The 25,745-nt window shown below is 41.8% G+C and carries 30 protein-coding genes; 26 read left to right on the top strand and 4 right to left on the bottom strand.

Annotation, left to right across the window (positions count from 1 at the left end):
* Positions 1-11: 11 nt before the first annotated feature.
* The 6 genes from cyoE (at position 12) to ctaG (ending at position 6,184) form a co-directional block, all read left to right on the top strand.
* Positions 12-929 carry a heme o synthase gene (cyoE, locus tag ACLGGR_RS02175; RefSeq protein ID WP_003211774.1) on the top strand — a complete coding sequence of 306 codons (918 nt, stop codon included), beginning with the start codon at positions 12-14 and terminating at the stop codon, positions 927-929.
* Positions 930-1,208: 279 nt separating this feature from the next.
* Entirely contained in the window at positions 1,209-2,276 is a 1,068-nt protein-coding gene (coxB, locus tag ACLGGR_RS02170) for a cytochrome c oxidase subunit II (protein WP_024426909.1), read from the top strand.
* A 175-nt stretch (positions 2,277-2,451) separates the two neighbouring features.
* On the top strand, positions 2,452-4,323 hold the full coding sequence (ctaD, locus tag ACLGGR_RS02165; RefSeq protein ID WP_142944713.1) for a cytochrome c oxidase subunit I: 1,872 nt from the start codon (positions 2,452-2,454) through the stop codon (positions 4,321-4,323).
* A complete protein-coding gene (gene ctaE / locus ACLGGR_RS02160; protein ID WP_024424780.1) occupies positions 4,323-4,943 on the top strand; it encodes a cytochrome c oxidase subunit III in 621 nt (206 codons plus the stop codon). Before ctaD ends, ctaE begins: the two co-directional genes overlap by 1 nt.
* A 2-nt stretch (positions 4,944-4,945) precedes the next feature.
* The gene (gene ctaF / locus ACLGGR_RS02155) at positions 4,946-5,275 is read left to right on the top strand and encodes a cytochrome c oxidase subunit IVB (protein ID WP_024426910.1); all 330 of its coding nucleotides are present in this window, start codon (positions 4,946-4,948) and stop codon (positions 5,273-5,275) included.
* Between the two features lie 30 nt (positions 5,276-5,305).
* Positions 5,306-6,184 (top strand): cytochrome c oxidase assembly factor CtaG, encoded by an 879-nt coding sequence (gene ctaG / locus ACLGGR_RS02150; RefSeq protein ID WP_410972411.1) that lies wholly within the window; start codon positions 5,306-5,308, stop codon positions 6,182-6,184.
* A 270-nt stretch (positions 6,185-6,454) separates the two neighbouring features.
* On the opposite strand, the gene ACLGGR_RS02145 is transcribed toward ctaG, so the two are convergent.
* Positions 6,455-6,820, bottom strand: coding sequence for a YugN family protein (locus ACLGGR_RS02145; protein ID WP_410972410.1), 366 nt, complete (start codon positions 6,818-6,820; stop codon positions 6,455-6,457).
* A 161-nt stretch (positions 6,821-6,981) separates the two neighbouring features.
* Here ACLGGR_RS02145 and ACLGGR_RS02140 point away from each other — a divergent pair, with 161 nt between their 5' ends.
* From ACLGGR_RS02140 to coaD, 9 genes are all read left to right on the top strand, one after another.
* Positions 6,982-7,404: a CBS domain-containing protein gene (locus ACLGGR_RS02140; RefSeq protein WP_251215779.1), complete on the top strand. Its 423-nt coding sequence runs from the start codon at positions 6,982-6,984 to the stop codon at positions 7,402-7,404.
* A gap of 122 nt (positions 7,405-7,526) precedes the next feature.
* Positions 7,527-8,570, top strand: a complete 1,044-nt coding sequence (locus tag ACLGGR_RS02135) for a CAP domain-containing protein (protein ID WP_024426913.1) — start codon at positions 7,527-7,529, stop codon at positions 8,568-8,570.
* A gap of 111 nt (positions 8,571-8,681) precedes the next feature.
* Entirely contained in the window at positions 8,682-9,095 is a 414-nt protein-coding gene (locus ACLGGR_RS02130; protein WP_142944716.1) for a YlbD family protein, read from the top strand.
* Between the two features lie 19 nt (positions 9,096-9,114).
* The gene (locus ACLGGR_RS02125) at positions 9,115-9,363 is read left to right on the top strand and encodes a YlbE-like family protein (protein ID WP_039178297.1); all 249 of its coding nucleotides are present in this window, start codon (positions 9,115-9,117) and stop codon (positions 9,361-9,363) included.
* Positions 9,364-9,436: 73 nt separating this feature from the next.
* Entirely contained in the window at positions 9,437-9,844 is a 408-nt protein-coding gene (locus ACLGGR_RS02120) for a hypothetical protein (protein WP_024426915.1), read from the top strand.
* A gap of 57 nt (positions 9,845-9,901) precedes the next feature.
* On the top strand, positions 9,902-10,351 hold the full coding sequence (gene ricF, locus ACLGGR_RS02115) for a regulatory iron-sulfur-containing complex subunit RicF (RefSeq protein ID WP_007499807.1): 450 nt from the start codon (positions 9,902-9,904) through the stop codon (positions 10,349-10,351).
* Positions 10,352-10,416: 65 nt separating this feature from the next.
* A complete protein-coding gene (locus ACLGGR_RS02110) occupies positions 10,417-10,689 on the top strand; it encodes a YlbG family protein (RefSeq protein ID WP_048238857.1) in 273 nt (90 codons plus the stop codon).
* 310 nt (positions 10,690-10,999) lie between these two features.
* A complete protein-coding gene (gene rsmD / locus ACLGGR_RS02105; RefSeq protein ID WP_039178303.1) occupies positions 11,000-11,557 on the top strand; it encodes a 16S rRNA (guanine(966)-N(2))-methyltransferase RsmD in 558 nt (185 codons plus the stop codon).
* Position 11,558: 1 nt separating this feature from the next.
* Positions 11,559-12,041: a pantetheine-phosphate adenylyltransferase gene (gene coaD / locus ACLGGR_RS02100; protein ID WP_024426917.1), complete on the top strand. Its 483-nt coding sequence runs from the start codon at positions 11,559-11,561 to the stop codon at positions 12,039-12,041.
* 13 nt (positions 12,042-12,054) lie between these two features.
* Here the strand turns inward: coaD and ylbJ are convergent, their stop codons facing one another.
* A complete protein-coding gene (gene ylbJ, locus ACLGGR_RS02095; protein WP_410972409.1) occupies positions 12,055-13,263 on the bottom strand; it encodes a sporulation integral membrane protein YlbJ in 1,209 nt (402 codons plus the stop codon).
* 156 nt (positions 13,264-13,419) lie between these two features.
* Here ylbJ and ACLGGR_RS02090 point away from each other — a divergent pair, with 156 nt between their 5' ends.
* The gene (locus tag ACLGGR_RS02090; RefSeq protein WP_142944718.1) at positions 13,420-14,199 is read left to right on the top strand and encodes a patatin-like phospholipase family protein; all 780 of its coding nucleotides are present in this window, start codon (positions 13,420-13,422) and stop codon (positions 14,197-14,199) included.
* 4 nt (positions 14,200-14,203) lie between these two features.
* Positions 14,204-15,232, top strand: coding sequence for a SepM family pheromone-processing serine protease (locus tag ACLGGR_RS02085; protein ID WP_142944719.1), 1,029 nt, complete (start codon positions 14,204-14,206; stop codon positions 15,230-15,232).
* A gap of 241 nt (positions 15,233-15,473) precedes the next feature.
* On the opposite strand, the gene ACLGGR_RS02080 is transcribed toward ACLGGR_RS02085, so the two are convergent.
* Complete coding sequence (locus ACLGGR_RS02080) at positions 15,474-16,721, bottom strand: nucleotidyltransferase (RefSeq protein WP_410972408.1); 1,248 nt, start codon at positions 16,719-16,721, stop codon at positions 15,474-15,476.
* A gap of 206 nt (positions 16,722-16,927) precedes the next feature.
* Between ACLGGR_RS02080 and ACLGGR_RS02075 the strand changes: the two genes are divergently transcribed.
* From ACLGGR_RS02075 to gerR, 3 genes are all read left to right on the top strand, one after another.
* Positions 16,928-17,446: a YceD family protein gene (locus ACLGGR_RS02075; protein WP_019743276.1), complete on the top strand. Its 519-nt coding sequence runs from the start codon at positions 16,928-16,930 to the stop codon at positions 17,444-17,446.
* A gap of 21 nt (positions 17,447-17,467) precedes the next feature.
* On the top strand, positions 17,468-17,641 hold the full coding sequence (gene rpmF / locus ACLGGR_RS02070; RefSeq protein ID WP_008354700.1) for a 50S ribosomal protein L32: 174 nt from the start codon (positions 17,468-17,470) through the stop codon (positions 17,639-17,641).
* Between the two features lie 138 nt (positions 17,642-17,779).
* Positions 17,780-18,319: a sporulation-specific transcriptional regulator GerR gene (gene gerR / locus ACLGGR_RS02065; protein ID WP_034281678.1), complete on the top strand. Its 540-nt coding sequence runs from the start codon at positions 17,780-17,782 to the stop codon at positions 18,317-18,319.
* Between the two features lie 46 nt (positions 18,320-18,365).
* On the opposite strand, the gene ACLGGR_RS02060 is transcribed toward gerR, so the two are convergent.
* Complete coding sequence (locus ACLGGR_RS02060; RefSeq protein ID WP_142944722.1) at positions 18,366-18,845, bottom strand: N-acetyltransferase; 480 nt, start codon at positions 18,843-18,845, stop codon at positions 18,366-18,368.
* Between the two features lie 210 nt (positions 18,846-19,055).
* On the opposite strand from ACLGGR_RS02060, the gene ACLGGR_RS02055 reads away from it, so the two are divergent.
* From ACLGGR_RS02055 to ACLGGR_RS02030, 6 genes are all read left to right on the top strand, one after another.
* Complete coding sequence (locus ACLGGR_RS02055) at positions 19,056-19,955, top strand: 2-dehydropantoate 2-reductase (protein ID WP_323646966.1); 900 nt, start codon at positions 19,056-19,058, stop codon at positions 19,953-19,955.
* A 65-nt stretch (positions 19,956-20,020) separates the two neighbouring features.
* On the top strand, positions 20,021-21,640 hold the full coding sequence (bshC, locus tag ACLGGR_RS02050; RefSeq protein WP_410972407.1) for a bacillithiol biosynthesis cysteine-adding enzyme BshC: 1,620 nt from the start codon (positions 20,021-20,023) through the stop codon (positions 21,638-21,640).
* Between the two features lie 128 nt (positions 21,641-21,768).
* Positions 21,769-22,200, top strand: a complete 432-nt coding sequence (gene mraZ, locus ACLGGR_RS02045; protein WP_003211163.1) for a division/cell wall cluster transcriptional repressor MraZ — start codon at positions 21,769-21,771, stop codon at positions 22,198-22,200.
* 66 nt (positions 22,201-22,266) lie between these two features.
* The gene (gene rsmH, locus ACLGGR_RS02040) at positions 22,267-23,199 is read left to right on the top strand and encodes a 16S rRNA (cytosine(1402)-N(4))-methyltransferase RsmH (protein ID WP_024426925.1); all 933 of its coding nucleotides are present in this window, start codon (positions 22,267-22,269) and stop codon (positions 23,197-23,199) included.
* 37 nt (positions 23,200-23,236) lie between these two features.
* Complete coding sequence (ftsL, locus tag ACLGGR_RS02035) at positions 23,237-23,584, top strand: cell division protein FtsL (RefSeq protein WP_039178324.1); 348 nt, start codon at positions 23,237-23,239, stop codon at positions 23,582-23,584.
* A 7-nt stretch (positions 23,585-23,591) separates the two neighbouring features.
* On the top strand, positions 23,592-25,742 hold the full coding sequence (locus tag ACLGGR_RS02030) for a penicillin-binding protein (RefSeq protein WP_221887310.1): 2,151 nt from the start codon (positions 23,592-23,594) through the stop codon (positions 25,740-25,742).
* Positions 25,743-25,745: the final 3 nt, after the last annotated feature.

Below are 25,745 nucleotides of genomic sequence, written 5' to 3'. Positions count from 1 at the left end.
GGTTATACACATTGGCAAATTCCAAAACAGCCGCGGAAGCAGCTATTCATGGACAAATAGAAGAAACAACAGCTTGGAAAGATTTTCTTGCTCTGATTAAAATGGGCATCGTCAATTCCAATTTCATTACGACATTTACTGGAATGTGGCTTGCTTTTTATTTTACAGGTATGAGTTTTCTTGGAAATCTTGATATTGTGCTGTTAACAATGATTGGTTCTTCTCTTATTATTGCCGGTTCATGCGCGATTAATAATGCGTTTGACCGTGATATTGATATATTAATGGAAAGAACAAAAACAAGACCGACGGTTACAGGTAAAATTCAGCCGGGGCAAGCGTATGCATTTGGCATTTTGCTTGTTGTATTAGGACTCATTATGCTTTTGATGACAACCATTACATCAGCAGTGATTGGATTTATTGGAGTCTTTACTTATGCGGTTCTTTACACCATGTGGTCTAAACGCCATTACACCATCAATACAGTCATCGGAAGTGTATCTGGCGCGGTTCCGCCATTAATCGGCTGGACAGCTGTCACAGGTACAATCGACACAACGGCTTGGGTTTTGTTTATGATTATGTTCATTTGGCAAATCCCTCATTTTCTGTCACTTGCGATTAAGAAAACGGAAGATTACCGTAAGGCGGGCATTCCAATGCTGCCAGTTGTTTACGGCTTTGAAGTCACAAAACGCCAAATCATCATTTGGACAGCATGTCTTCTTCCACTTCCATTTTTCTTAGGTGGATTAGGATGGCCGATTGTCGCACTTGGTACATTGCTTAATATTGGATGGCTCGTTATTGGCCTTATGGGCTTTAAAATGAAAGACGTCATGAAGTGGTCAACGCTCATGTTCGTTTATTCATTAAACTATTTAACCATCTTTTTCGTAGCGATGATTATTATTACACTATTCTAGAGTGAAATACACTTTGATCACATCAAAACAATGGCTATATCTTATAACACAACATTTTCTAACAACTATGAAAGCCGCCTGATATTCAGTTCTATTTAGGCGGCTTTCTGTTTATACATAGATGGTATTTTGAGTAAAAACATCATTTTTTTATGAAAAGAGGAAATGTAAGTGCTTTTATAAGAGGCGGGGGTTATTGATGGGTAAGAAGTGATTTTATAAATAAGAGGTAAAAAGCGAAAGGCAAAGGAGATCAAGCAAAAGGGGTTGGGACAAATTATGATAAGAAAATGGCGTGTTTATTCACTGTTTCTCTTACTGACGCTCGTTTTGGCGGGCTGTGGTGAACCATACTTATCAACACTCAAGCCAGTTGGGGAAGTAGCAGATAAACAGTTTTTCCTAACGGTACTGAGTACACTCATTATGGTTCTTGTCGTCATTGTTGTATCGATCATTTTCTTTTACGTCATCATTAAATTCAAACGTTCTAAAGTGGGAGAAGATACGATTCCAAAGCAGGTGGAAGGGAACCGCAACCTGGAAATTACATGGACAGCGATTCCGATTCTTCTACTCATTATTCTCGTTGTACCTGTTGTCGCATACACGCTTGAATTAGGGGATACAAGCGCTATGGATAAGAAAAAACGAGATCCTGAAAAGACACTTGTTGTCAATGTAAGAGCCAGCTTATATTGGTGGGAATTTGAATACCCTGATTATGGGATTGTCACAAGTCAGGAATTAATCGTACCAACAGATCAAAAGGTGTATTTTAAGCTGAAAGCATCCGATGTCAAACACTCATTCTGGGTTCCGTCTGCTGGCGGTAAAATTGATACAAACACAGATAATGAGAACAAATTTTATTTAACCTTTGACTCGAAACGAACGAAAGATGCAGGGGAATATTTCTATGGGAAATGTGCGGAGCTTTGCGGGCCGTCACATGCTTTAATGGACTTTAAAGTTAAAACGCTTTCTCAAGATGAGTTCTTAGGATGGACGAAAAAAATGGCTGATTACAAGAAGCCTGAATCCACAAAGGATCTCGCTTTAGAGGGTGAAAAGCTATTTAAAGAGAAAAACTGCTTAAGCTGTCACGCAGTAGAGCCTGGTGACGAACGGCCGGAAGCAGCAAGGACAGCACCAAACCTTGCGACCTTCGGAGAGCGAACGAAAGTAGCTGGAATCAAAGACATGAACAAAGAAAATGTGAAAGCATGGCTGAAAGATCCAGAAAGCTTTAAACCAGGTAATAAGATGACAGGAACGTACCCTAAATTAAATGACTCAGAAGCAGATGCACTTTACGAGTATTTAAAAGGTCTTAAAATCGAGTAACGCCTAGAGCAGATATTCAAGAGGGTATGTGATCGATGTGAAGTATTTGTTAAGAGCTCCCGAATATGTCTCTACAACCGAGAAGCCGTCATCTGTCAGACACAGTCTGTTAAAAGGATCGTTAAGATAGACATCTATATGAAAAGGGGCAAATGGGAGATAAGAGGGGGATTTCATGGTGAGTACAATAGCTAAAAAGCGGGGGTTTGGCGCTGTCTTATGGGATTACTTGACAACGGTTGACCACAAAAAAATTGCCATTTTATATTTAGTGGCAGGGGGATTTTTCTTTTTGGTTGGCGGGATAGAAGCGATGTTTATCCGTATTCAGCTAGCCATCCCTGAAAGTGATTTTGTCAGTGCAGGGGTTTACAATGAAATCATGACGATGCATGGAACAACAATGATTTTCCTTGCAGCTATGCCGCTTTTATTTGCATTAATGAATGCGGTTGTGCCAATTCAAATTGGTGCACGTGACGTAGCATTTCCGTTTGTGAATTCACTTGGTTTTTGGTTATTCTTTTTCGGAGGAATTTTCTTAAACCTTGGATGGTTTATGGGCGGAGCACCTGATGCAGGCTGGACTGCATACGCTTCGCTCACGCTGAATTCAGAAGGGCATGGAATGGATTTCTATATTTTGGGTTTGCAGATTGCGGGGATTGGTACGCTGATTGCCGGGATTAACTTTCTTGCAACGATTATTAATATGAGAGCGCCTGGTATGACGTATATGAGAATGCCGCTCTTTACTTGGACGACATTTGTCGCCTCCGCACTTATTTTATTCGCATTCCCGCCGCTGACAGCAGGGCTTGCGATGCTGATGCTTGATAGAATGTTTGACACGAGCTTTTTCAATCCAGAGCTTGGAGGAAACACAATCATCTGGGAGCATTTGTTCTGGATTTTCGGACACCCGGAAGTATATATCTTGATCCTGCCGGCATTCGGAATCTTCTCTGAGATCATTCCAGTGTTTGCAAGAAAAAGATTGTTTGGCTACTCGTCCATGGTGTTCGCTACTGTATTGATTGGTTTCCTTGGATTCATGGTGTGGGCGCATCACATGTTTACAACGGGGCTTGGACCTATCGCCAATGCGATTTTTGCCGTAGCGACCATGGCAATTGCGGTGCCAACAGGAATTAAAGTATTCAACTGGCTGCTCACGATATGGGGCGGTAATGTGAAGTTTACAACGCCGATGCTTTATTCTGTTGCCTTTATTCCGTCGTTCTTACTTGGCGGGGTAACTGGGGTCATGCTTGCGGCAGCTGCAGCGGATTATCAATTCCATGATACGTATTTTGTTGTGGCGCATTTCCATTACGTCATTATCGGCGGGGTTGTATTCGGTATTTTAGCAGGTGTGCATTACTGGTGGCCGAAAATGTTTGGAAAAATACTGAATGAGAAACTTGGAAAAATTGGTTTTGTGCTGTTTTTCATCGGTTTCCATTTAACCTTCTTTATCCAGCATTTCCTCGGTCTATGGGGCATGCCGCGCCGGGTCTTTACATTCCTGCCAGGTCAGGGTCTAGAGCTTGGGAACTTGATTAGTACGATTGGGGCACTGTTTATGTTTGTCGCTGTTGTGATCATGATCATTAACATCATCTGGACAACAGCAAAAGGGGAGCGTGTATCGAGCGATCCTTGGGGAGATGGAAGAACACTTGAATGGGCAGTGTCTTCGCCTCCGCCAGAATACAACTTTAAACAGCTTCCGCTTGTCAGAGGACTAGATCCATTATGGATTGAAAAAATGGATGGTAAAAAAGGAATGACAGCATCTGAACCGCTCGATGATATTCACATGCCGAATAACTCCATCTTGCCTGTCATTATCTCATTCGGTCTATTTGTGTCAGCGTTTGGTTTCATGTATCGTCAAGAGCACAGCTGGGGGCTTCCGGTGATCTTCATTGGTCTTGGTATTACGTTTGCGACCATGCTGGTTAGGTCTCTGAAAGATGATCATGGATACCATATTCACAAAGAAGATTTGACCGACGACGATGATAAAGGGGTGAAAGCATAATGGAACCACAAAAAATGACGGCGGAAACCTTTCCGGCTTCTCCTGAGAAGGCCACGTTAGAAGGGAAGAATAAGTTTGTTGGGTTCTGGCTGTTTCTTGGAGGAGAAACCGTTCTGTTTGCATCGCTTTTTGCCACTTATTTGGCGCTGAAAAACTCAAATGCAGGCGGAGCAAAAACAACTGATATGTTTGACCTCACACTTGTCTTTATTGCCACCATGCTTCTATTAACGAGCAGTTTAACGAGTGTGTATGCCATGTATCATATGAAAAACTTTGCCTTTAAAAAGATGCAGCTTTGGCTTGGTATCACGGTCCTTTTAGGTGCTGGATTTTTAGGGGTTGAGATTTATGAGTTTTATCACTATGTGCATGCGTATGAATTTACGATTACCAGCTCAGCTCTTGGTTCTTCCTTCTATACACTTGTAGGAACTCACGGAGCTCACGTTGCCTTCGGACTTTGCTGGATTACCGCTCTTATGATTCGAAATATGAGACGCGGACTCGATTTATACAATGCGCCGAAATATTATGTGGCAAGTCTCTATTGGCACTTCATTGATGTTGTGTGGGTCTTCATCTTTACCGTTGTATATTTAATGGGAATGGTGGGATAAGAATGGGAAATAAAAACACAAATCAGTCCAAAGTCGATCTTGTATATCGTAAAAAGAAAAATGCCGAGGAAATGAAGCATCAGCTCATTTCCTTCGGCTTGATGATTGGATTAACATTTGTTGCGTTTTTAACGATCGCCTCAGAAGACGTTGGAAATTGGTTCGCAGTACCATTTATTTTACTGCTTGCAGGCATTCAGGTGGCTTTTCAGCTTTATTATTTTATGCACATGAACCAAAAAGGGCATGAAACACCCGCTTTGTTTCTATACTCAGGTGTGTTTGTTGCGTTTATTACCGTATTAGCCTTTTTGACCATTATATGGTGGTAAACCCGCTTTGCCCTTGAAGGAGGCGCAGCAATGGAGAACTTAGAAATATTCGGATTTCGGGCATTATGGAGCCCTTATTATTTGATTTGTATTGCGGTAGCAGCTGCTCTTTATCTGCTTCTTGTGACAAAGGGAAAGCACCGTGCGACGGTGAAAGAGAAAACGTTATTTCTGACGGGGCTTGTTCTGTTATATGCTGTGAAAGGGAGCCCAATTGATTTAATGGGGCATATTATGTTTAGTGCACATATGGCGCAAATGGCGGTGCTATATTTAGTCATCCCGCCTCTCCTTATTACAGGATTGCCTCCAGCTATTTGGGAGCGGATCATTCAAACACCAGGGATTCAATCCGTTTTCCGTTTGTTTTCCAAACCTTTAATTGCACTGCTTGGGTTTAACGGCTTGTTTTCGCTGTATCACATTCCGCTTGTGTTTGATTTTGTGAAAACAGATCCGTTTTACCACGCATTGATGACGGTCGTTATTTTTATCGCTGCCTTTTTCATGTGGTGGCCGCTTGTCCATAAAGTTCAAAGTCAGCCGCAGATCACAGGCATTTTGAAGCTGGGATATATCATGGCAGACGGGATATTGATGACTCCCGCCTGTGCACTCATCATGTTTAGTGAAGCACCGATCTATGCAACCTATTCTGATGCAGGCGCATGGATACAAGCACTGCATTTATGTGTGCCAAGTGAAATGCTTGCAGGCCTTGCTCTCACTGGCCCTGATATGTTCCACACCTTGCCGCTGCTAGAGGACCAGCAGCTAGGTGCCATTTTGATGAAAATTATTCAGGAGATTGTGTACGGCTCTATTCTTGCTGTTGTCTTCTTTGACTGGGCAAGAAAAGAAAGAGCAAAAGATGCCGTACCAGATGCGCTTATTCCGAAATATGAATAAAAAAAGCACAGCCAGATGGCTGTGCTCAGATTGTCGACAAAGGGCTAAAATGAACTTTATTTTAGCCCTTTGTCTTCTTTTCAGCGTGATAGAAAACCTTTGAAGTCTAGGAAGGACGAGCACTGGCGCAGAGCGAATTTGACATTCGTGAGCACCAGCGCGCAGGACTGACAAAGAATGCGAGGGTTTGTCTACACGCTGAGCACAGCCAGATGGCTGTGCTTTCATCGTATGTGGAAAAGGGCTAAAAAATCATTTTAGCCCTTTGTTTTATGCATCAGCCGTCATGGCTTCTAGTTTTTCCTTCAGTTGTGCAAGTGTTTTTTTGCTTGATTGGATGAGAGACTTAGGGAAATCTTCGCCTTCGCCGTATTCAACGCCATGTGGATAATAGTGTTTTCCAAGTAATGGTGTTAGAAGCTGAATGTGTGCCTTTTTGGAACCGACATCTCCTTCAGTAGTATAGCCGGAAATCCGTAAATAAAAGGTTCCCTCTACCATGCTGTACTTTCTGTCGTACGTCACACGCTCATAATCCCATTGATCGGCTCGTACAAATCCTTCACTTTCCATAATGAAATCTAATTTATTTAAGTCAGCTGATACCTCTTCAATCCCCGTACCTTCAAACTTCACCCAAAACCCCTCCTTATAAAAATTCCCTTTACTGACAATCATAGTATGAAAGCGTTAAACTTTCAACTGTGAAAGGTATGTTCTTTTATAAGCTGGTTACAGTAATAAAGAAAATAACGGATGGAGGAATCAACGTGAAAACGAAAAAAATCAAAGATATTATGACAAAAAAAGTAGTAACATGTCAGCAAGATGACAATACGTATGAAGCAGCAGTCAAAATGAGAGATGCTGACATCGGTGCCATTCCAGTGGTTGACGGAGATCAGCTCGTTGGCATAGTGACAGACCGTGACCTTGTGCTTAGAGGCATTGCAGAAAAAAAGCCAAACTCACAGGAAGTGGGCTCGCTGATGACGAAGGAAGTACTAACAGCTGAAGAAGATGCAACACTTGAAGAAATTGTCCGGCTCATGTCAGAGCATCAGCTCCGCCGCATTCCCGTTGTGAAAAACGGCGCATTAACAGGGATTGTCGCTCTAGGAGATTTATCAGTCGAAGATTTATCAAATGATCGTGCGGGAGATGCGCTGACAGAAATCTCTCAACAGGATCAAAATCATGGACAAGGATTTCTTCATTAAGAGGGGCATATTTTAAATTCGTGTTAAATAGGCTGTATTGTCGTTGATAAATGGAGCAAGTTTTGTTTAAATGACAGTAGAAGGTACTTTTTGTACCTTGCCAATTTAACGGAGGTGTTTATTTGAAAACTGTGCTCAAAACACTCCTCATCCTCCTGATTATATCTGGAACGTACGTTCTGTTTATTCAATATGGATCTTCACCAGAAAAAGAAAACAGCAATGAACCGAAGGTGTCTAATGAAGAAACATCTAGCGATAAGCCGATCAACATCCCAAAAAAGGGACTCATGTCCTTTATGGGGAAATCTTCAAACGAAGTGCTTAAACAGCTGGGAGAACCAGATCGCATTGATCCTTCCGCATATGATTATGACTGGTGGATTTACAACCAATCGAAGAAGCACTATATTCAAGTAGGGGTAAAGGATAGTAAAGTGGTGACCTTGTTTGCAACAGGAGACGGACTGAATGTAGAACCGTTTAAAATCGGTCAAGCCACGAGTGAAGTATTTAAGAAAACACAAATTGCACCTTACATTCATGTAGAGGATGAACAAAATTCATACCGCTTTGAATTCTCAGAAGACGATATGAATACAAGACCCACTGTGAAAGTGGGAGATGATGTGTATGTTCAGCTTTACATGGATAAGTTTGAAAGTACCCTTTCAAGTATCAGGGCCTTCAACGCAGATACATTTGTGAAACAAAAGCCGTATGAGGTGGTCTATCGAGGTCAATTGATAGAACCTGAGGCGATATCGGGCGAAAAGTGGAAAGATATCGAAGCTTCCAGTCAAAAACAAATTTTTGATATGACCAATATTATCCGTCATAAGTACAACCTGCCGATCTTAAAGTGGGATGATGAAACCTCTGAAGTGGCCTTCATGCATAGTGAGGACATGAAAGAGAATCATTATTTCTCCCATGAATCTAAAAAATACGGTACGCTGAAAGACCGGTTAGAAAGAGGCGAGGTGGGCTTTCAGCTCGCAGGTGAAAACATTGCCTATAACTATGTCGATGGACCTGCTGCGGTAGAGGGCTGGCTCAATAGTGAAGGTCACAGGAAGGCGTTATTAAATAAAGATTACACGCATCTTGGCGTAGGGGTGAAAGAAAAATATTACACCCAAAATTTCATCAAGAAAACATCTTAAACGAAAGCAGCTGCATAGTCGCAGCTGTTTTTTTGATGTTTAAAAAGAGGCTCACCAAAACAGATGCTGGTGTATATAGTATAGTAGGCATTTGTATGGGGGGGTGAGGATATGACAAACAAGCAAAAACAAACATCCATTGATGAATTTAAACAATTCGTCAGACGCCATCCGAAGTTAATTCAAGAAGTGCAAACGCAAGAAAAAAGCTGGCAAAGTGTATACGAGAATTGGGTCATGTTTGGTGAGGAAGATGAGATGTGGTCACCTTACCGGCAATCGAAATCTGAAGACGCTAAAGAAGAAAAAGCCTCTAAGCCAAGTGAAGCAGGAAAAGCAGATTTTATGTCTAAAATGGTTTCTGCTGTGAAAAAAATGGACGCTGATCAAATGAATGAACAGATTAACAAAATGAGCCAGTCTATTTCCTCTTTACAAAGCTTACTCGGCCAATTTTCAACCAATGGTTCAAAGAAAGGTTCATCTGGAGGCAGTCAGCACCCGTTCTCCTTCAGGAAAGATTAAGTGAAAGGGGATGCTTCTGGTGCGAAAAGAAGTACAGGAATTTGTCATGGCCGAAGAGGATCGAATCAAATTCATAAGGCAGCGTCCTCTCTGGTACAGACAGCTGACGCGGCATCCTGAAAATCTATCGTCCTTTGAATTAGATAAAATGAACTTTTACGAAAAAACCATTCCTCATCGTGTGAGTCAGTTGAGCAATAGCGTCCAAATGGCTGAAATGATGATTCAAATGTTCCAAGCAATGCGCAATCAAAATGGAGCCGGTTGAGGCTTTTTTTGAGTTGATTAAGATGTCTATTTCCTGAGCATCCTATAAAAGTAGATGAAAGGAGAATCAGATGATGAAATGGATGCTGTCAATAGGCGCATTGCTTTTTCTTGTCACCGGGTGTCAAAGTCAACATGGAGAAGAGCAAGTGATCAAGCAAGACCCAGCAGTACCAGTCATGCAGCAAGCTCAAAGCGAAATGAAGCAGCAAGGCTTTTTGAAATACAAAGTGCAGGGATCGTCTGTCTATATAGAAAGTACACTTCAAGATTTTCATCTTCAGCCAGAGCGTCTGAAAAAGAACGAGAAGGCGGGATATTTTACAGTGTATGTAGACGGGAAACGTGCAGGGAATGAGTATACCGCGGCATTTGTGGTCAAGCACCTTTCAAAAGGAAAGCATAAAATGACTGTTGTGCTGAATTCTCGTCATCCTGAATATAAACAGAAAAGAGAAACATGGGATGTATTTGTCACGTAAAAGCATTTTCTGATCCATAGGTTTCGTGGTAAACTATGAATTGGAGGTGCATCATTTATGTATGCGACAATCGAATCTGTGGAGCTCCAAGAGGAAGCAAATCAATTGGCTGCCATGATTCTTCAGTCGGAGGAGGCTGAACATTACCGCAACTGCTTTAAGCGTCTCCAGCAAGACGAAGAAGCCCAACAAATTATTGCTCATTTTACAAAAGTAAAAGAGCAATATGAGGATGTGCAGCGGTTCGGCAAATACCATCCGGACTATAGAACGATCTCAAAGGAAATGCGTGAGGTCAAAAGAAAGCTAGATCTTCACGATACAGTGGTTGATTTCAAAAAAGCAGAAACAGCGATTCAATCCATCTTAGATGAGATTAGTATTGAAATCGGTCAAGCTGTATCAGCATATATTAAAGTTCCAACAGGGAACCCATATTTTGATGGTCTATCATCATGCGGCGGTGGCTGTGGATCAGGTGGCAGCTGCGGCTGTAAAGTATCTTGACGAGACTTGAATGTCTCGTCTTTTACATAATGAATGAAAAGAATTGAAAAGCGGCAGGTGAAAAGATGGAAACCAAACGTCAAGGGATGGTCGTCTGGCTGCATTCGTTAAAGCAGTCAAAAGCGCTAAGAAAATTTGGGAATGTTCACTATATTTCAAGGAAAATGAAATATGCTGTGATCTATTGTGATATGAATGATCTTGAGCGCCATATGACGAAGCTCAGCTCGTTACCATTTGTGAAACGTGTTGAGCCTTCATATAAACCTTTTATTAAATTAGAGTACGAATCCAAATTGGACAAAGCAAAAGAGTATGATTATAAGGTGGGCTTTTAAAGACACAAAAAAATCCCCGCGGCATCACCCGCGGGGTCCTTCTATTCTTAATGATTCATTAAGGAGAAGGCAAAGGGAGAGGAGAAACCGGAGGAAGAACTTATGGGGAAACGTAAGTCTTCTCCGCGGTTGGCAACAGCACCACATCAGATGCTGTTATAAGTAGTATGACCCCGGATTTCTTGATCTATACATAGAAAATGAATGAATATCAGTGCATTGTTCCTTGAGGAGTGATGTGGTAAGATAATGTTGAATTTTTTGTCATAAACAATGACCAATAGAAGCAAGCAGAAAAAGTGGTGGAAAAATGAGAGTCATCTCTGGAACGAGAAAAGGCCGCACACTTAAAGCGGTACCAGGTCAATCAACAAGACCGACAACAGATAAAGTAAAAGAATCGATATTTAATATGATCGGCCCGTATTTTGATGGCGGATGGGCCCTTGATTTATTTGCAGGGAGCGGTGGTTTAGGAATTGAAGCGCTTTCTAGAGGATTCGATCATTGCATATTCGTTGATCGAGATATGAAGGCGATTCAGACGATTAAAGGCAACCTGAATCAATTGTCGCTAATGGATCAAAGTGAAGTGTTTCGAAATGAAGCAAAGCGTGCACTCGCAGCTGTTGTGAAACGAGAGGAATCCTTTCAAGCCATTTTCCTTGATCCGCCCTATAAAGATCAACAGCTAAAAGCACTTCTTGAAATGATTGACGAGCATGCTTTGTTAACAGATGACGGCGTGATCGTGTGTGAGCATGATAAAGACGTGAAGCTGCCAGAAGAAGCAGGACAGCTTCACATCACAAGGCAGGAACTGTACGGATTGACTGGTATTACGATCTATAGAAAGCGGGGAAATTAGCATGGGGAACATAGCCGTTTGTCCGGGCAGCTTCGATCCAGTCACATTGGGGCATTTGGATATTATCAAAAGAGGCGCAAAGATTTTCGATGAAGTGTATGTATGTGTACTAAATAATTCATCTAAAAAACCGTTATTTACTGTTGAAGAACGGTGTGAGCTTATTCGCCAAGCGACGAAGGAGCTGCCAAATATCAAAGTTGAATCCTTTCACGGCCTGCTTGTTGATTACGCGAAGCAAAAAGAAGCCAAAGTCATTTTACGCGGATTAAGGGCTGTGACGGACTTTGAGTATGAGATGCAAGGCACCTCAATGAACAAAGTGTTAGACGATGAAATTGAAACGTTTTTTATGATGACCAACAATCAATATTCCTTCTTAAGCTCCAGTATTGTCAAAGAAGTAGCGAAATATCATGGGGCAGTCAAAGATCTTGTACCAAAAGAGGTAGAAGCAGCACTGAAGGAAAAATTTAATGGATGAGTGCACCCGGCACTCATCCATTTTTTAATTTCCGATAGTATAGTGCGATATACACAATCAAGCTGCAAAGTGTGATCAAAGGACCAGCTGTCACAAGCTGATTCCAAACCACGGTGCTGAACATGACGACCTGCTGGCTTGCATCAAAGGCACCCGCTGGGAGAGCCATGTCTGATCGAGAGATATAAAGAGGCTTGAATAATAAAAAGGCAAAAACAGCTGCATAAATTCCGTGAAGCAAACGGGCGAAGAAAAACGGTTTAAAGCGGATATCGGTTGCCGCTAAAATGCCGGCGACTTGGGCTTGAACAGAGAACCCGCTGAATCCTAAAATAAAGCTGACGACAACGGTTTTAGCGAGAAGGGTGACTTCCTGTGACCCCGTCATCTGGCTGCCTAATGTGATTTCAAATAAACCGGCAATCATGGCAAGGTCTAATTCTGGCGGAAGATGCATCGTTTGCAGCATATATCCGAGTCCTATAGATAAAAGGTCTGTCACATGGACAACTGACAGCATTTTGCTAAACACAGAAAATAAGATGATAAAGCCGCCAATCATAAAGAGTGTTTGGACTGATGACATGACTGCATCACTTAAAATTTGGCCGAGCGGTCTTTTCTCTGCGAGTCTTGCTGTATGAAGAGCATGGAATGCCTCTTTAAACGGAGGGAATAAAAATTTCTTGCGGCTTCTTAGGTGGGCATCATGCCGCGCTTTATATCCCCGCATCGTCACACCAACAGCAAGATTCCCTAAATAATGTGCGCTGGCGAGTACAATGCCTAAAGCTGGGTGATGAAAAAAACCAACAGCCACCGCACCGAAAATAAACAATGGATTCGATGAATTTGTAAAGGAAACGAGACGCTCTGCTTCGATTCTCGTCAGCTGCCTTTCCTGTCTGAGTCTTGTTGTTAATTTTGCACCAGAAGGAAAACCTGAAGCCATTCCCATAGCTAGGACAAATCCGCCTACACCCGGCACCCGGAAGATGGGGCGCATAAATGGCTCTAATAATACCCCGACAAATCTGACAATCCCGAAACTAATTAATAGCTCGGACAAAATAAAAAAAGGAAGCAATGATGGAAATACCACCTCCCACCACATTGCAAGACCATTTTTTGACGCTTGCAAAGAGGCTTGTGGATGTGTAATCACAGTGGCTGTTAAAAAAATAAAAAAAGCAGCGATGAACAGAGTGTTCCATTTTTTCATGGAGATTTCGCCCCTTGCCGTTATGATCTATTGGCGAGCTCGTGATTATAGAAAAAGAAACTTGCCGAGCCTGTCTTCTATTACTATACGAGCAGTAGGGGCATGTTTAGACCTATAGATTCGTATATATGCATAGAAAGAGGAGGGTGGATTTTCATGAAGCGACCGATCATCGGGCTTGCACTAGGCTCCGGGGGTGCGAGGGGAATGGCGCATATCGGGGTTTTGTCTAGTCTTGAGAAGCAAGGGATACAAGTAGATATGATCGCTGGAAGCAGTATTGGCGCACTTGTTGGGAGCTTTTATGCGGCAGGACAAGACGTAGAAAAAATGAAAAAACTTGCACTTGTCTTCAGAAGAAAGTATTATGCTGACTATACACTGCCAAAAATCGGTCTTTTAAAAGGAAATCGAATTTTGCAGCTGATTCACACGTTTACATATGGAAAAAAATTCGAAGAATTAAGAATGCCCCTTGCGGTGGTTGCCTGTGACCTCGAAACAGGGGAAAAGGTTGTGTTTAAAGAAGGGTCTGTCTCACAAGCAGTCAGAGCAAGCATCAGCATTCCGGGCGTGTTTGTTCCTCACGAAATGGGCGGCAGACAGCTAGTGGATGGAGCGGTTGTTGACCGCATTCCTGTGTCTGTTTTAAAAGAAATGGGCGCAGACCTTATTATCGCCTCTGATGTATCTAGGGTGAAAAAAACAGAAAAGGCGACGAGATTATCGGATGTGATTATGCAAAGTTTGGACATCCTTCAAAATGAATTGGTCCGTCATCAAACCATTCATGCAGATCTCATGATCCGGCCGAGGCTTGAAACATTTAGCTCCAGTTCGTTCACACAGGTTCAGGAGATGATTGAAGCTGGTGAGCTCGCCGCAGATCAACTAGCAGGTAAACTGAAAGATGTCATTGATAAATGGGAGTGTTAATCGAATGAAAAAATTGAATATTCGCTGGCTCAGCTTTTTTGTCGTTGTTCTTGTCCTATTTGGCTTAACTTTTGTCAAACTGCCGTATTACGTGACAAAGCCGGGTGATGCAACAGAGATTGCCCCTCACATTCAAGTGGACGGTGGATACGGCGAGAAGGGCAGCTTCTCTCTTATGACGATAAAAGTAGGTCCAGCCAATCCGTATACGTATTTGCTTGCGAAAATGAATAAATATGACGAGATCGTCCCAGAAGAAAATATTAAAGCGGACGGAGAATCGGATGAAGATTATATGAAAAGACAGCTTCAGCTGATGAAAAGCTCTCAAGAAAATGCCATGATTGCAGCGTATACAAAAGCAGGCAAAAAAGTAGATTATACGTTTAATGGGGTATATGCGAGCTACGTCATGAAAGGCATGCCTGCTTATGGCAAAATTGAAGTGGGCGACCGAATTAAAAGCGTTGATGGCAAGACGTATGATTCTGCTGATAAAATGGTTTCGTATATCAGCCGTCAAAAAGCTGGTACATCTGTCCGTTTTGTCCTTGAACGAAACGGCAAGGATATCACGCAGAAAGTGAAGTTAAAACCTTTTAAAGAAGAGCCAAACCGAGTCGGAATTGGCGTATCATTATTTACAGATCGAAATGTGAAAGTGTCGCCTTCTATTAAGGTGGATATTGAAAATATCGGCGGCCCGTCGGCGGGTTTAATGATGTCACTTGAAATTTATAACCAGCTGACAAAAGAAGACGAAACACATGGATATGCAATTGCAGGGACTGGAACGATTGACGCTGATGGTACGGTCGGGCCAATTGGCGGAATTGATCAAAAGGTTGTTGCAGCAGATAAAGCAGGAAAAGATATCTTCTTTGCACCAAACGATAAAGGTGATCCAAATTCAGACTACAAAAATGCAGTGAAAACAGCGAAAGATATTAAAAGTGATATGAAAATCGTTCCTGTGGACACAATGCAGGACGCACTGAACTATTTAAACAAGTTAAAAGAGAAAGCATCTTAAGTGAAAAAAGAGCAGCCTTCATCAAAGGCTGCTCTCAGCGTGTAGACAAACCCTCGCATTCGGTGTCAGGTCTCTGCTCCGGTACTCACGAATGTCAAATTCGCTCCGTTCCGGTGCTCGCCCTTCCTAGAGCTGCAAAGGTTTTCTATCACGCTGAAAAGAAGACAAAGGGCTAAAATAAAGATCATTTTAGCCCTTTGTCAACAATCTAAGAGCAGCCTTCATCAAAAGGCTGCTCTTTTTATCGAGATTGGAAGAGACCAGTCTCTTCATCATAGCGGATCGGTGAGGTTTTAAATTCTGCTTCTGTTAACTTTGTTTGCATTGGTTCGCTGATCGGAAGGCTGAAGACGCGGGAAGCGCGAATGTCAAGATCAAGGGCAGGATGTGAAAAGGAAGACAGCTTGCTGACAAGCGGTACGTCCAATTCTTTTTTTACAAGAGATAAGTATTGCTGACCTTTCTTTGACATACCAAGTAAACGAATGTATGGTGCTTGTTTTTCCTTTAGCAGCTCATGCATGACCGTTTTCTTCACCCTCATTAAAAGGTGTGTATTCATCCGCTGCAGCCTTGTCCACGTATATCGTTTTGTTTTCACAAGTGATAGATATTCCTCGTAGGAGGACGCGTGTGTGATCGCCTTTTGCATGCGGTGTTCGATGCCTTCTTCAATTTCATAGATGCCTTCTAATTCTGCTGTATCCATTGTGTGAAACACATGTTTTAAGAAGCTGAAATAGTCTTCTTGTGTATGTAAAAGATCATAAGAAGAATAATAGTCATGTAATTGTTTAAGCGAAGCTTCTGGGAGATAAGAGGCAACAGTATCAAATGAACCGTTCTCTTTTAAGGCTTTTCGGATGCTTGTTGCGCTGGCAATTTTCTGATGTTTAGGAAGCTCTTGATCATGATAACCGGATGCAATTCTTTGAGAGGTAAAGGGCTGCATGTGAGGAAATCTCTCTAAGATCGCTTTGACATAATGGAAACCTAAAATGTTATTAGGCCTAGACAGATCAAGTAAGTGTTTAGGATCAATGACCTCTTGAAACGCAGCGGCAGCGGCTGCTGGATAACTAAGGCCTTCTTTGACCTTTGCTTTTGTGAAAAGGTCAATTTCTTCTTTTTTCTCATGCCAAGCGTGAGCTGTTCGCTCAAATGCTTTGATGTCTCCGTCCTCACTTCCGAAAAAAAGGGAGCGGCATTTTAAAGCATCTAGAATAGACACAGCGCCGTTTGCAAAGGTTTCTGCCTTTTGCACTGCATATATGTATGGAAGCTCACACACGATGTCTACACCGTTTTGCAAAGCCATTTTTGTTCGTGCCCATTTGGAGACGATAGCAGGCTCTCCGCGTTGGAGGAAGGAACCGCTCATGACGGCAATGGCTACATCTGAGGAGGTATGTGTTTTCGCCTGGCGAACATGATAGGCATGTCCATAATGAAATGGATTGTACTCGACAACGACTCCTGTTGCTTTCAATAGATGTTCCGCCTTTCTTGCTATGGTTAAATGGTCTATGCTACAGTAGCATAAGGGAAAAATGAAGCCCATTTTTTTCAGTGTAGGCATTCCGTGAACTGATGTCAAACAACGCTCTGACATCACAAAGGACTGTAAAGAAAAAATATTGACAAATAGCATGATGAAAGCTATAATCATGTTTGTTGCTCTTAGAGGTGATACAATTGAAATGGACAGTTTATCAGTTACATCAAAAAGCTAAAAACAGCTTCGATTTTCATGAGACGGTTGACTTAAATGAACTTACTAGCCTTCATTCAGATATACGTCGCATTTCACCGGTAGAGGTGAAAGGGACTGGAGTGATCGAATCAAAGCAAGTCGCATTTGATTTAACCATCACAGGTGAAATGACATTGCCTTGTTCAAGAACGCTTGTTGATGTAAATTATCCATTTGCGATTTCAACGAAAGAACTATTTGTACTTCATAAGACAGACGATATAGAAGATGAAGACGTATCTGTTGTAGAAGACGATATCATCGACTTAACGCCTATAGTCAAGGAAGAAATTCTTCTTGAAGTGCCGATGCAAATCTTTTGCGACCAAACAGACGTAAAAGGTGCTGCACCACAGGAAGGGAATGACTGGGCGGTCATTTCGGAAGATGCACATCAAAACCGAATTGATCCGCGTCTGGAAGGCTTGAAGAAGCTCTTAGAAGAAAATAATGAATCTTAACTCTTTAAGGAGGTGGGAATAATGGCTGTACCTTTTAGAAGAACTTCTAAAATGAAAAAAAGATTGCGTCGTACGCATTTCAAACTACAAGTACCTGGTATGGTAGCTTGCCCAGAATGCGGTGAAATGAAAATTTCTCATCGTGTCTGCAAATCTTGCGGAACATACAAAGGCAAAGACGTAAAAAGCAACTAATGCTTGATAAAAAAGCGTAAGGGAATCTTCCCTTGCGTTTTTTTATTTGTCTATTTTTTAGGTTTCTCTCCTGCAAATAGTCTATCTACTCTAGTAAGCGCATATGATGTGGTATTCAGATTCAGGGGGGATGATCAATTGACGATTACAAGGCAGGACGCATGGACACAAGATGAAGATTTACTTTTAGCAGAAGTCGTCTTAAGGCATATTCGAGATGGAGGAACGCAGCTTTCCGCATTTGAGGAAGTCGGGAAAGCATTGTCAAGAACAGCGGCAGCATGTGGATTCAGATGGAACTCATACGTCAGAAAACAATATCAGGCAGGCATTGAACTGGCGAAAAAACAGCGGAAAGAACTGCGTAAAAAGATTGGAATTCATTCCTCGGGTTTACCGCAAAATACGCTAACCATAGAAGAGAAGGCATCTTCAGATCAGGCTGAATTGACTTTGCGAGAAGTGATTCAGTTTTTAGAGAAGCTTGAAAAAGAACCTGCTGGCTCTGCTTATTTACGCGAAGAACTGGCGGACACGCAGCATCAACTGAAGTCGCTCACAGAGGAAAATGAACATTTGAAGCGGCAATTAAAAATGACAGAAGAAGATTACCGGGCACTCATTGGGATTGTTGAAAGAGTCAAACAGAATATCAACTTAAAAGAATATGCTAAATAAGAAAACGCCCCTCACAGAGAAAGGAGGGGCGTTTTGCCATCAGTGATTAAGCGGATTCACCTGTATTTTTTTGAATATGAGCAGGTTCCCAGATGAGTGGATTTTCACCTTTATCGCGTTCCATATCATATTTTACAGCTTCAAAGCCCATTTTATCCCAAAAACCAGCAGATTTGACGCGTGGATTGGTCCGGATTGGCAGTCCGAAAGATTTGGCGAAATCAACAAGTGCCTCGCCGTACCCTTTACGCTGATACCCAGGAAGCACTTCCAGCTTCCACAGCTCTAAATAATCATGATTGTGGTTAAAATATGTTGTCGTCGAGCCGTCCACTTGATAAAGGCTCATACGTGCGACCAGCTTATCTCCAAAATAAATCCCGTAAAATGGAGAGTTGCTGTCATTTTCAATCATATTACTTTCAAGGTCTTCAAGCATAGATAGTTCTTGTATACCATATTCCTTAAATTGTTTAAATTCCTCTAAAGTTTTGTAATTGATTAGAAGTCGTTTTACTTGTGTCATATGATCTTCCCCCTTACACACATAATGTCGACAGTGATGTCATTGAAGGCGTTTTCATCCCATCCGCCTAAAAATGTTTTTACACTTATTATTATAGTTTTTAAATTAAAAAAATTCAATCATGGCGCGCTATCTGCTTTTTGCATCGCGGCATGAAACTGTTAAAATGGTTGATATGATGAAGTAAACAGAAAAAGGGAAGTGCGGCAGTTGAACATTGGAATCATTGGCGGCGGTGCGATTGGTCTGCTTTGTGCCAGTTATTTATCACAGCATCATGACATCACTGTATTGACAAGAAGAAAAGAACAGGCAGAGGAGATTCGAACATTAGGAATTAAGCGAACGGTAAAAGGAGAGACATTCCGGTCGGCTGCCGAGGCAAGGGCAGGGATTACGGGAGTATTTGATCTGCTGATTGTGACGGTGAAATATCACCATTTGCAAGAGGTACTTGATGAGCTATCGACATTACCTCGTCAGCGAATCTTATTTTTACAGAATGGCATGGCCCATTTATTAGATTTAGAAAACTGGGACACGTCGCATTCGATATATATAGGTGTCGTAGAGCACGGGGCCATGAAGGTATCAGACCATGCAGTGAACCATACAGGGATTGGTGTCATCAAGTGGGGGGCTTTTCATCCTGAGGATGCAGCTGCTGTGAGAAATGCTTTGAATGAAACGCCGGCCCATTTTCAGATGATTTATACGGATGAATGGAAAAAAGTGCTGGAGGAAAAACTGCTAGTCAATGTCTGCATTAACCCGCTCACGGCTTTATTGCATGTGAAAAATGGGGAATTGATCGCAAATCCTGCATATGAATACATGATGAAATGTGCATTTGAAGAAGCATTGTCCATTCTAGGCCTGCCTGAAAAAGAGCGGCTCTGGTCACACGTCGCTTCAATTTGTAAAAAAACGGCCGCCAATCAATCGTCAATGCTTCAGGATATTGTCAAAGGCCGTGAAACTGAAAGAAAAGCCATCGTTGGCTATCTTTTAAAAAAGGCTCAAGCTCAAGAGATTCTGGCGCCACATCTTACTTTCTTCAATCGAAGCTTGGAAGTATTGGAAAAAAAGCAAACAAAATCTTTTGAGTGAGCTCATTTACATGCTATACTTTTTTCGGGAAACTAACTATTTATTGAAGAAAGGAAGTTCTAAACATGCAATTGACTGAACTTTCCATCCGAAGTCAGAATTTATTCATACGTGATTATATAGAAGAAAAAAAAGAGATGACTGCTTTTTTTGATTATGATATACATTCTGAGCACACATGGAAAAAGAGATACGACGATCTCATGGAAATGAGCTTCCCGCGCGAGGCTTTAGCAGATTATATGAGCGCATACCATGCAAAGTTTGAATCGGCAGCGATGCGTCAGAACATTGAAAAGATCCGTGACGAACGGAGTGTCATGGTGGTTGGAGGGCAGCAGGCAGGCCTACTGGCAGGACCGCTTTATACCATACATAAAATCATATCCATTATTCAGTTCGCAAAGGAAAAAGAATCAGCGCTTGGCGTTCCTGTGATTCCAGTCTTTTGGGTAGCAGGTGAGGATCATGACGTAGATGAAATTAATTTTGTCTACACATCTGGCGAAAAAGGTCCAGTTAAGCAAAAGCTGCCATTACATAGCGTCAAAAAAACTGCTGCAAAAAGAACACCGCTGCATCAAGAAAAAACAGAGAAATGGCTCCGTGATGTGTTCTCAACGTATGAGGAATCTGCATATACAAATGACTTGCTTGATCAGCTGCTTCGATGTTTACGCAAATCACAAACATTTACTGATTTCTTTGAATGGATTGTATGCGACCTTTTTGAAGAAGATGGACTGCTTCTATTTAATTCAGGAGACTTAGGCGTCAAACCACTTGAGCGTACGTTATTTAAGCACATTGTCGAGACAAATGATGCGGTTACAGCTCGTTTGAATGAAACGCAGACTGCCATGAAACGAGCGGGATATCAGCCGATCATTGAAGCTGGTGATAATCAGGCGAACCTTTTTTACGAATATGATGAGGAGCGTTTCCTTATTGAAAAAGAAAACGGCCAGTTTTCTATATCAGAAGTGGGGCTTACGTGGACAAAAGAAGAGCTTTTGCAGGAAATTGAGGAGCACCCAGAACGGTTCAGCAACAATGTGGTGACGCGTCCCTTAATGCAGGAAACCCTTCTCCCGACACTTGCTTTTATGGCAGGACACGGTGAAGTCAACTATTGGGGAGAGCTGAAAGGAATTTTTGAGCACTTTGAATTAAAGATGGCACCTGTTCTTCCAAGACTGCACGTGACCATTCTTGAAAGGCACATCGACAAGAAGCTGCCGGTCAGAGAGCTGTCGGTAGAAGAAGTGCTCACAAGCGGAGTGAAAGAAAAGAAAGAGGCTCACTTTGAGCAAAGCCTCCCAGACAGCTTTGTTCAAGCCGTTGAGCAGGCGAAACGTGAATTAGCGAATGTTCATGGCGTATTGAGGCAAGAAGCACTGGAGGTTGAACCAAACTTTGAGCAGCTGCTCGATAAAAATGCCAAATTTATCGAAGATCAGCTTCAATTTGTTTATCAAAAGGTGGCGCAACGTGTGGAAGAGAAGGAAGGATATATCCTTCGGGATTTTGAACGGATTGAAAATAGCTTAAAACCACTAGATGCCCCGCAAGAAAGAATTTGGAATATCATGTACTTTTTAAACAAATATGGTCCAGAATTCTTCAAAACGTTCAAAAATCTGCCATTTTCATTTCAAAACAAGCAGCAAATTGTCAAACTTTGAAATAAAGTTTTAATGAACCCTGACTAGTTCAGGGTTTTTTTTTATGTAGAAACAGTGTAAAATAAGTTTTGTGGAGAGAAGTGGTGGATAGTGGAGAGTAAGGGTGAGAAAGTGGGGCTCTGATTATCATGTTCATGGGTGAATACCAACATACGATTGATACAAAAGGGCGCATGATCATCCCTGCTAAATTCAGAGACGGTCTCGGAGAACAGTTTGTGCTGACGAGAGGGCTTGATCAATGTTTATTTGGCTACCCTATGAGTGAGTGGAAACTAATCGAAGAGAAACTCAAAGCACTGCCGCTAACGAAAAAAGATGCACGTGCGTTTACCCGGTTCTTCTTCTCTGGCGCAGTTGAATGCGATCTGGACAAGCAGGGGCGCATTAACATCGCATCAAACCTACTCCAATATGCAAAACTCGAAAAAGAATGTGTGGTCATCGGCGTTTCAAATCGAATTGAGTTGTGGAGTAAGTCGATCTGGGAACAATATACAGAAGAGCAAGAAGATTCTTTTGCTGAAATTGCTGAAAACATGATTGGATTTGATATATAATAATCCCTTGTGCAGCAAGCTTTCTACACATTCATTTCTATTTGAAAAAGGTGGGACCATAACATCATGTTCCAACATGAGACAGTATTATTAAAAGAAACAGTTGACGGTTTAAACGTCAAAGAAGACGGTACATATGTAGACTGCACGCTAGGCGGAGCGGGTCATAGCTCATATTTACTATCTCAACTATCAGAAAAAGGTACATTGATTGGATTTGACCAAGACGATGCTGCACTGGATCATGCACGAGAGAAGCTCGCGGATTCTAAAGCGAACATTCTTTTCATAAAAAGCAACTTCCGATATTTAAAAGAACGTCTGAATGAACAAGGTATTACAAGCGTAGACGGTGTGATTTTTGACCTTGGGGTTTCATCTCCTCAGCTCGACACACCAGAGAGAGGCTTTAGTTATCACCATGATGCACCTCTTGACATGCGAATGGATCAAACAGCCGCATTGTCGGCAAAACAAGTGGTGAATGAATGGCCATTTGAAGATCTAGTTCGGATTTTCTACAAATATGGGGAAGAAAAATTCAGCAAGCAAATCGCACGCAAAATTGAAGAAGCTAGAAAAAAAGCGCCAATTGAAACAACAGGTGAGCTTGTCGACATTATCAAAGAAGGAATTCCCGCACCTGCAAGACGAACAGGCGGACATCCAGCAAAAAGAGTGTTTCAAGCGATCCGAATTGCCGTAAATGATGAATTGAAAGTTTTTGAAGAAGCACTAGAACAAGCAATAGAGTTACTCAATCCGAAGGGGAGAATTTCTGTCATTACATTCCATTCACTTGAAGACCGGATTTGTAAAAGTACATTTAAAGAAATGTCTTCTCTTCCAGAACTTCCGCACGGACTACCAGTGATTCCAGAAGGACTTGAACCGAAACTGAAGCTGATCACGAGAAAACCAATCGTTGCATCAGAACAAGAGCTGGAACATAACAACCGTGCCCGTTCAGCGAAGCTCCGAATTGCAGAAAAAAAGTAAAACGACACCATAGATGATGATAAAAAGGAGGTTTCTTATGAGTAATTTGGCTTACCAAAGAGAAGTAAAGCAATATCAAACAGAGCAGCAAGGCCAATCGGTGGTTATCAAAAGACGAGGTTCTATCACACTTGGTGAAAAAATCTTACTTGTCATGTTTGTCATGGCTCTTATGTGCAGCTCCATTCTCATCATTTCTAAAGCCTTTGCTGTCTATCACGCCAATATTGAGGTGCAGAAATTAGAACAGCAAGTATCTTTAGAATCGAAGAAGATCACTGAGCTTCAAAAGGAAAAAGACTTACTGAGTGAACCAGAGAGAATCATCGAAGCTGCGAAAAAAGCAGGCTTAAGCATATCGAAAGATGTTAAGAAGGTCGATTAAGATGGCGATGCCGAAAAAGAATAAAATGATGAACAGAGGCGCGGCAATTGCGAGTATTTGCTTCGCCCTGTTTTTCTTTATCATCCTTGCACGTTTTATCTATATTCAGATTACAGGAACAGTCGATGGTCAAGTATTAGCCGCAAAGGCAAATGAACAATATCAATCTAAGAAAACACTTGAAGCGAAAAGAGGGTCTATTTTAGACCGAAATGGGAATGTGATTGCAGAGGATACTTCTGTCTATAAGCTCATTGCAGTCATGAGCAAGAAAATGACGGTCGATCCAAAGCACCCAATGCATGTCGTCGACAAAGAAAAAACAGCAAAAGAGCTGTCAAAAGTCATTGATATGAGCGAAAGCGAAATATTAAAGCGTCTGAATACAAAAGATGCGTTCCAAGTTGAGTTTGGTAAAGCTGGGAAAGATATCAGTTTTTCAACAAAGGAAAAAATTGAAAAGCTAAAGCTCCCAGGGATCGCATTTGAAAAAGACACGAAGCGATATTATCCAAACGGCATGTTTGCTTCGAATCTGATCGGTTATGCAAGATTAGATGAGGCGACGAAGGACATGTCAGGCGCGATGGGACTTGAGAAGGCGCTGAACAAATATTTAAAAGAAAAAGACGGCTATGTGACATATAACAGTGACAGAAGCGGATGGGCACTTCCAAATAGTAAAGAAGACATTGTCGCACCGAAGGATGGAAAAAACGTCACGCTGACTATCGATCAAAAAATTCAAGCGTTCCTTGAAGAAAGTATGACGCAGGTTGCCAAAAAATATAAACCGAAGAAAATCATTGCCACAGTCGTTGACCCAAAAACGGGAAAGGTGCTCGCAATGGGACAGCGGCCAAGCTTTAATTTAAATGAATTAGACATTACGAATTATAACAATGATGTCATTTCATATGCGTTTGAGCCAGGTTCAACGATGAAAATCTTTACACTTGCTGCGGCAATTCAAGAAGGGGTCTACCAAGGCAATGATAAATATCAATCCGGTACTTATAAAGTAGGAGGCGGCCTTGTAAGAGATCACAACAACGGAAATGGCTGGGGAAAAATTGACTTTCATCAAGGGGTTCTCCGTTCGTCAAACGTAGCTTTTGCAAAGCTGGCAAAAGAAAAACTAGGCTTCACGCGATACGAACAATATTTACAAAAATTCCATTTCTATGACAAAACAGGCATTGACTTGCCGAATGAAGCGTCTAGTAAAATCAATTTCAGATACGAATATGACAAAGCATCGACAGCTTATGGTCAAGCGTCTGCTATTACACCGATTCAACAAATCCAAGCAGCGACAGCGATAGCGAACGGCGGAACGATGATGAAGCCATATGTCATTGATCATATTACAGACCCAAACACAAACAAAACGATTTTACAGCACGAACCAACAGTAGCTGGAAAACCCATTTCCTCTGATACAGCAAAGCAAGTCCGTAACATTTTAGGTGAGGTTGTTTCTTCGAAGATTGGAACAGGTCAGCCTTACCAAATCAAAGGCTTTGACGTTGCTGGAAAAACAGGAACAGGACAAATTGGCGGTGCCGGCGGTTACCTCCAGGGAAGAAATGATTACGTCTTTTCATTTATGGGAATGGCACCAAAAGATGATCCGAAGCTGCTCGTTTATGTGGCTGTACAGCAGCCGCAGCTGTCTGATACAGAAACAGGCTCTGCACCAGTTGCACAAATCTTTAACCCAGTGATGAAAAATAGTCTGCTATATTTAAATATTGCACCAACCAAAACAGACGATAAAAAATCAGGCGAACAAAAGGTGAAACAAGAAACAATGCCTTCATTCCTAGATTTAGAAGTGAAGCAGGCGGAAACAGAAGCCAAAAATAAAAACTTAACGCCTATTGTCATCGGCGACGGCCTCTCCATTAAACGACAGTGGCCAAGTGCAGGCTCTGAATTCTCTGAAAGCCAGAAAGTCTTCTTGAAAACAGCAGGGAAAACCATGAAGATGCCTGATATGACAGGCTGGTCGAGAAGGGAAGTCCTTCAATATGCCTCCATTTCCGGTGTGCATATAGAAACAAAGGGACAAGGATATGCTGTCAAACAAAGTGTGAAAAGTGGAGCGGAAATTTCAGATAAAGTCGTTACTGTGACATTTAAAAGCCCGAATTAATTG

Source organism: Bacillus sp. BD48 (assembly GCF_046566805.1).
Lineage (GTDB): Bacteria > Bacillota > Bacilli > Bacillales > Bacillaceae > Bacillus > Bacillus safensis.
Note: the sequence above shows the minus strand (reverse complement) of the source record. Positions and strands in the feature narration are given on the sequence as shown.

Coding starts and splice junctions, on each gene's coding strand:
- coxB (WP_024426909.1), top strand. CDS start 1,209: ATGATAAGAAAATGGCGTGTTTATTCACTGTTTCTCTTACTGACGCTC.
- ctaD (WP_142944713.1), top strand. CDS start 2,452: ATGGTGAGTACAATAGCTAAAAAGCGGGGGTTTGGCGCTGTCTTATGG.
- ctaE (WP_024424780.1), top strand. CDS start 4,323: ATGGAACCACAAAAAATGACGGCGGAAACCTTTCCGGCTTCTCCTGAG.
- ctaF (WP_024426910.1), top strand. CDS start 4,946: ATGGGAAATAAAAACACAAATCAGTCCAAAGTCGATCTTGTATATCGT.
- ctaG (WP_410972411.1), top strand. CDS start 5,306: ATGGAGAACTTAGAAATATTCGGATTTCGGGCATTATGGAGCCCTTAT.
- ACLGGR_RS02140 (WP_251215779.1), top strand. CDS start 6,982: ATGACAAAAAAAGTAGTAACATGTCAGCAAGATGACAATACGTATGAA.
- ACLGGR_RS02130 (WP_142944716.1), top strand. CDS start 8,682: ATGACAAACAAGCAAAAACAAACATCCATTGATGAATTTAAACAATTC.
- ACLGGR_RS02120 (WP_024426915.1), top strand. CDS start 9,437: ATGAAATGGATGCTGTCAATAGGCGCATTGCTTTTTCTTGTCACCGGG.
- ricF (WP_007499807.1), top strand. CDS start 9,902: ATGTATGCGACAATCGAATCTGTGGAGCTCCAAGAGGAAGCAAATCAA.
- ACLGGR_RS02110 (WP_048238857.1), top strand. CDS start 10,417: ATGGAAACCAAACGTCAAGGGATGGTCGTCTGGCTGCATTCGTTAAAG.
- rsmD (WP_039178303.1), top strand. CDS start 11,000: ATGAGAGTCATCTCTGGAACGAGAAAAGGCCGCACACTTAAAGCGGTA.
- coaD (WP_024426917.1), top strand. CDS start 11,559: ATGGGGAACATAGCCGTTTGTCCGGGCAGCTTCGATCCAGTCACATTG.
- ylbJ (WP_410972409.1), bottom strand. CDS start 13,263: ATGAAAAAATGGAACACTCTGTTCATCGCTGCTTTTTTTATTTTTTTA.
- ACLGGR_RS02090 (WP_142944718.1), top strand. CDS start 13,420: ATGAAGCGACCGATCATCGGGCTTGCACTAGGCTCCGGGGGTGCGAGG.
- ACLGGR_RS02085 (WP_142944719.1), top strand. CDS start 14,204: ATGAAAAAATTGAATATTCGCTGGCTCAGCTTTTTTGTCGTTGTTCTT.
- rpmF (WP_008354700.1), top strand. CDS start 17,468: ATGGCTGTACCTTTTAGAAGAACTTCTAAAATGAAAAAAAGATTGCGT.
- ACLGGR_RS02060 (WP_142944722.1), bottom strand. CDS start 18,845: ATGACACAAGTAAAACGACTTCTAATCAATTACAAAACTTTAGAGGAA.
- bshC (WP_410972407.1), top strand. CDS start 20,021: ATGCAATTGACTGAACTTTCCATCCGAAGTCAGAATTTATTCATACGT.
- mraZ (WP_003211163.1), top strand. CDS start 21,769: ATGTTCATGGGTGAATACCAACATACGATTGATACAAAAGGGCGCATG.
- rsmH (WP_024426925.1), top strand. CDS start 22,267: ATGTTCCAACATGAGACAGTATTATTAAAAGAAACAGTTGACGGTTTA.
- ftsL (WP_039178324.1), top strand. CDS start 23,237: ATGAGTAATTTGGCTTACCAAAGAGAAGTAAAGCAATATCAAACAGAG.
- ACLGGR_RS02030 (WP_221887310.1), top strand. CDS start 23,592: ATGCCGAAAAAGAATAAAATGATGAACAGAGGCGCGGCAATTGCGAGT.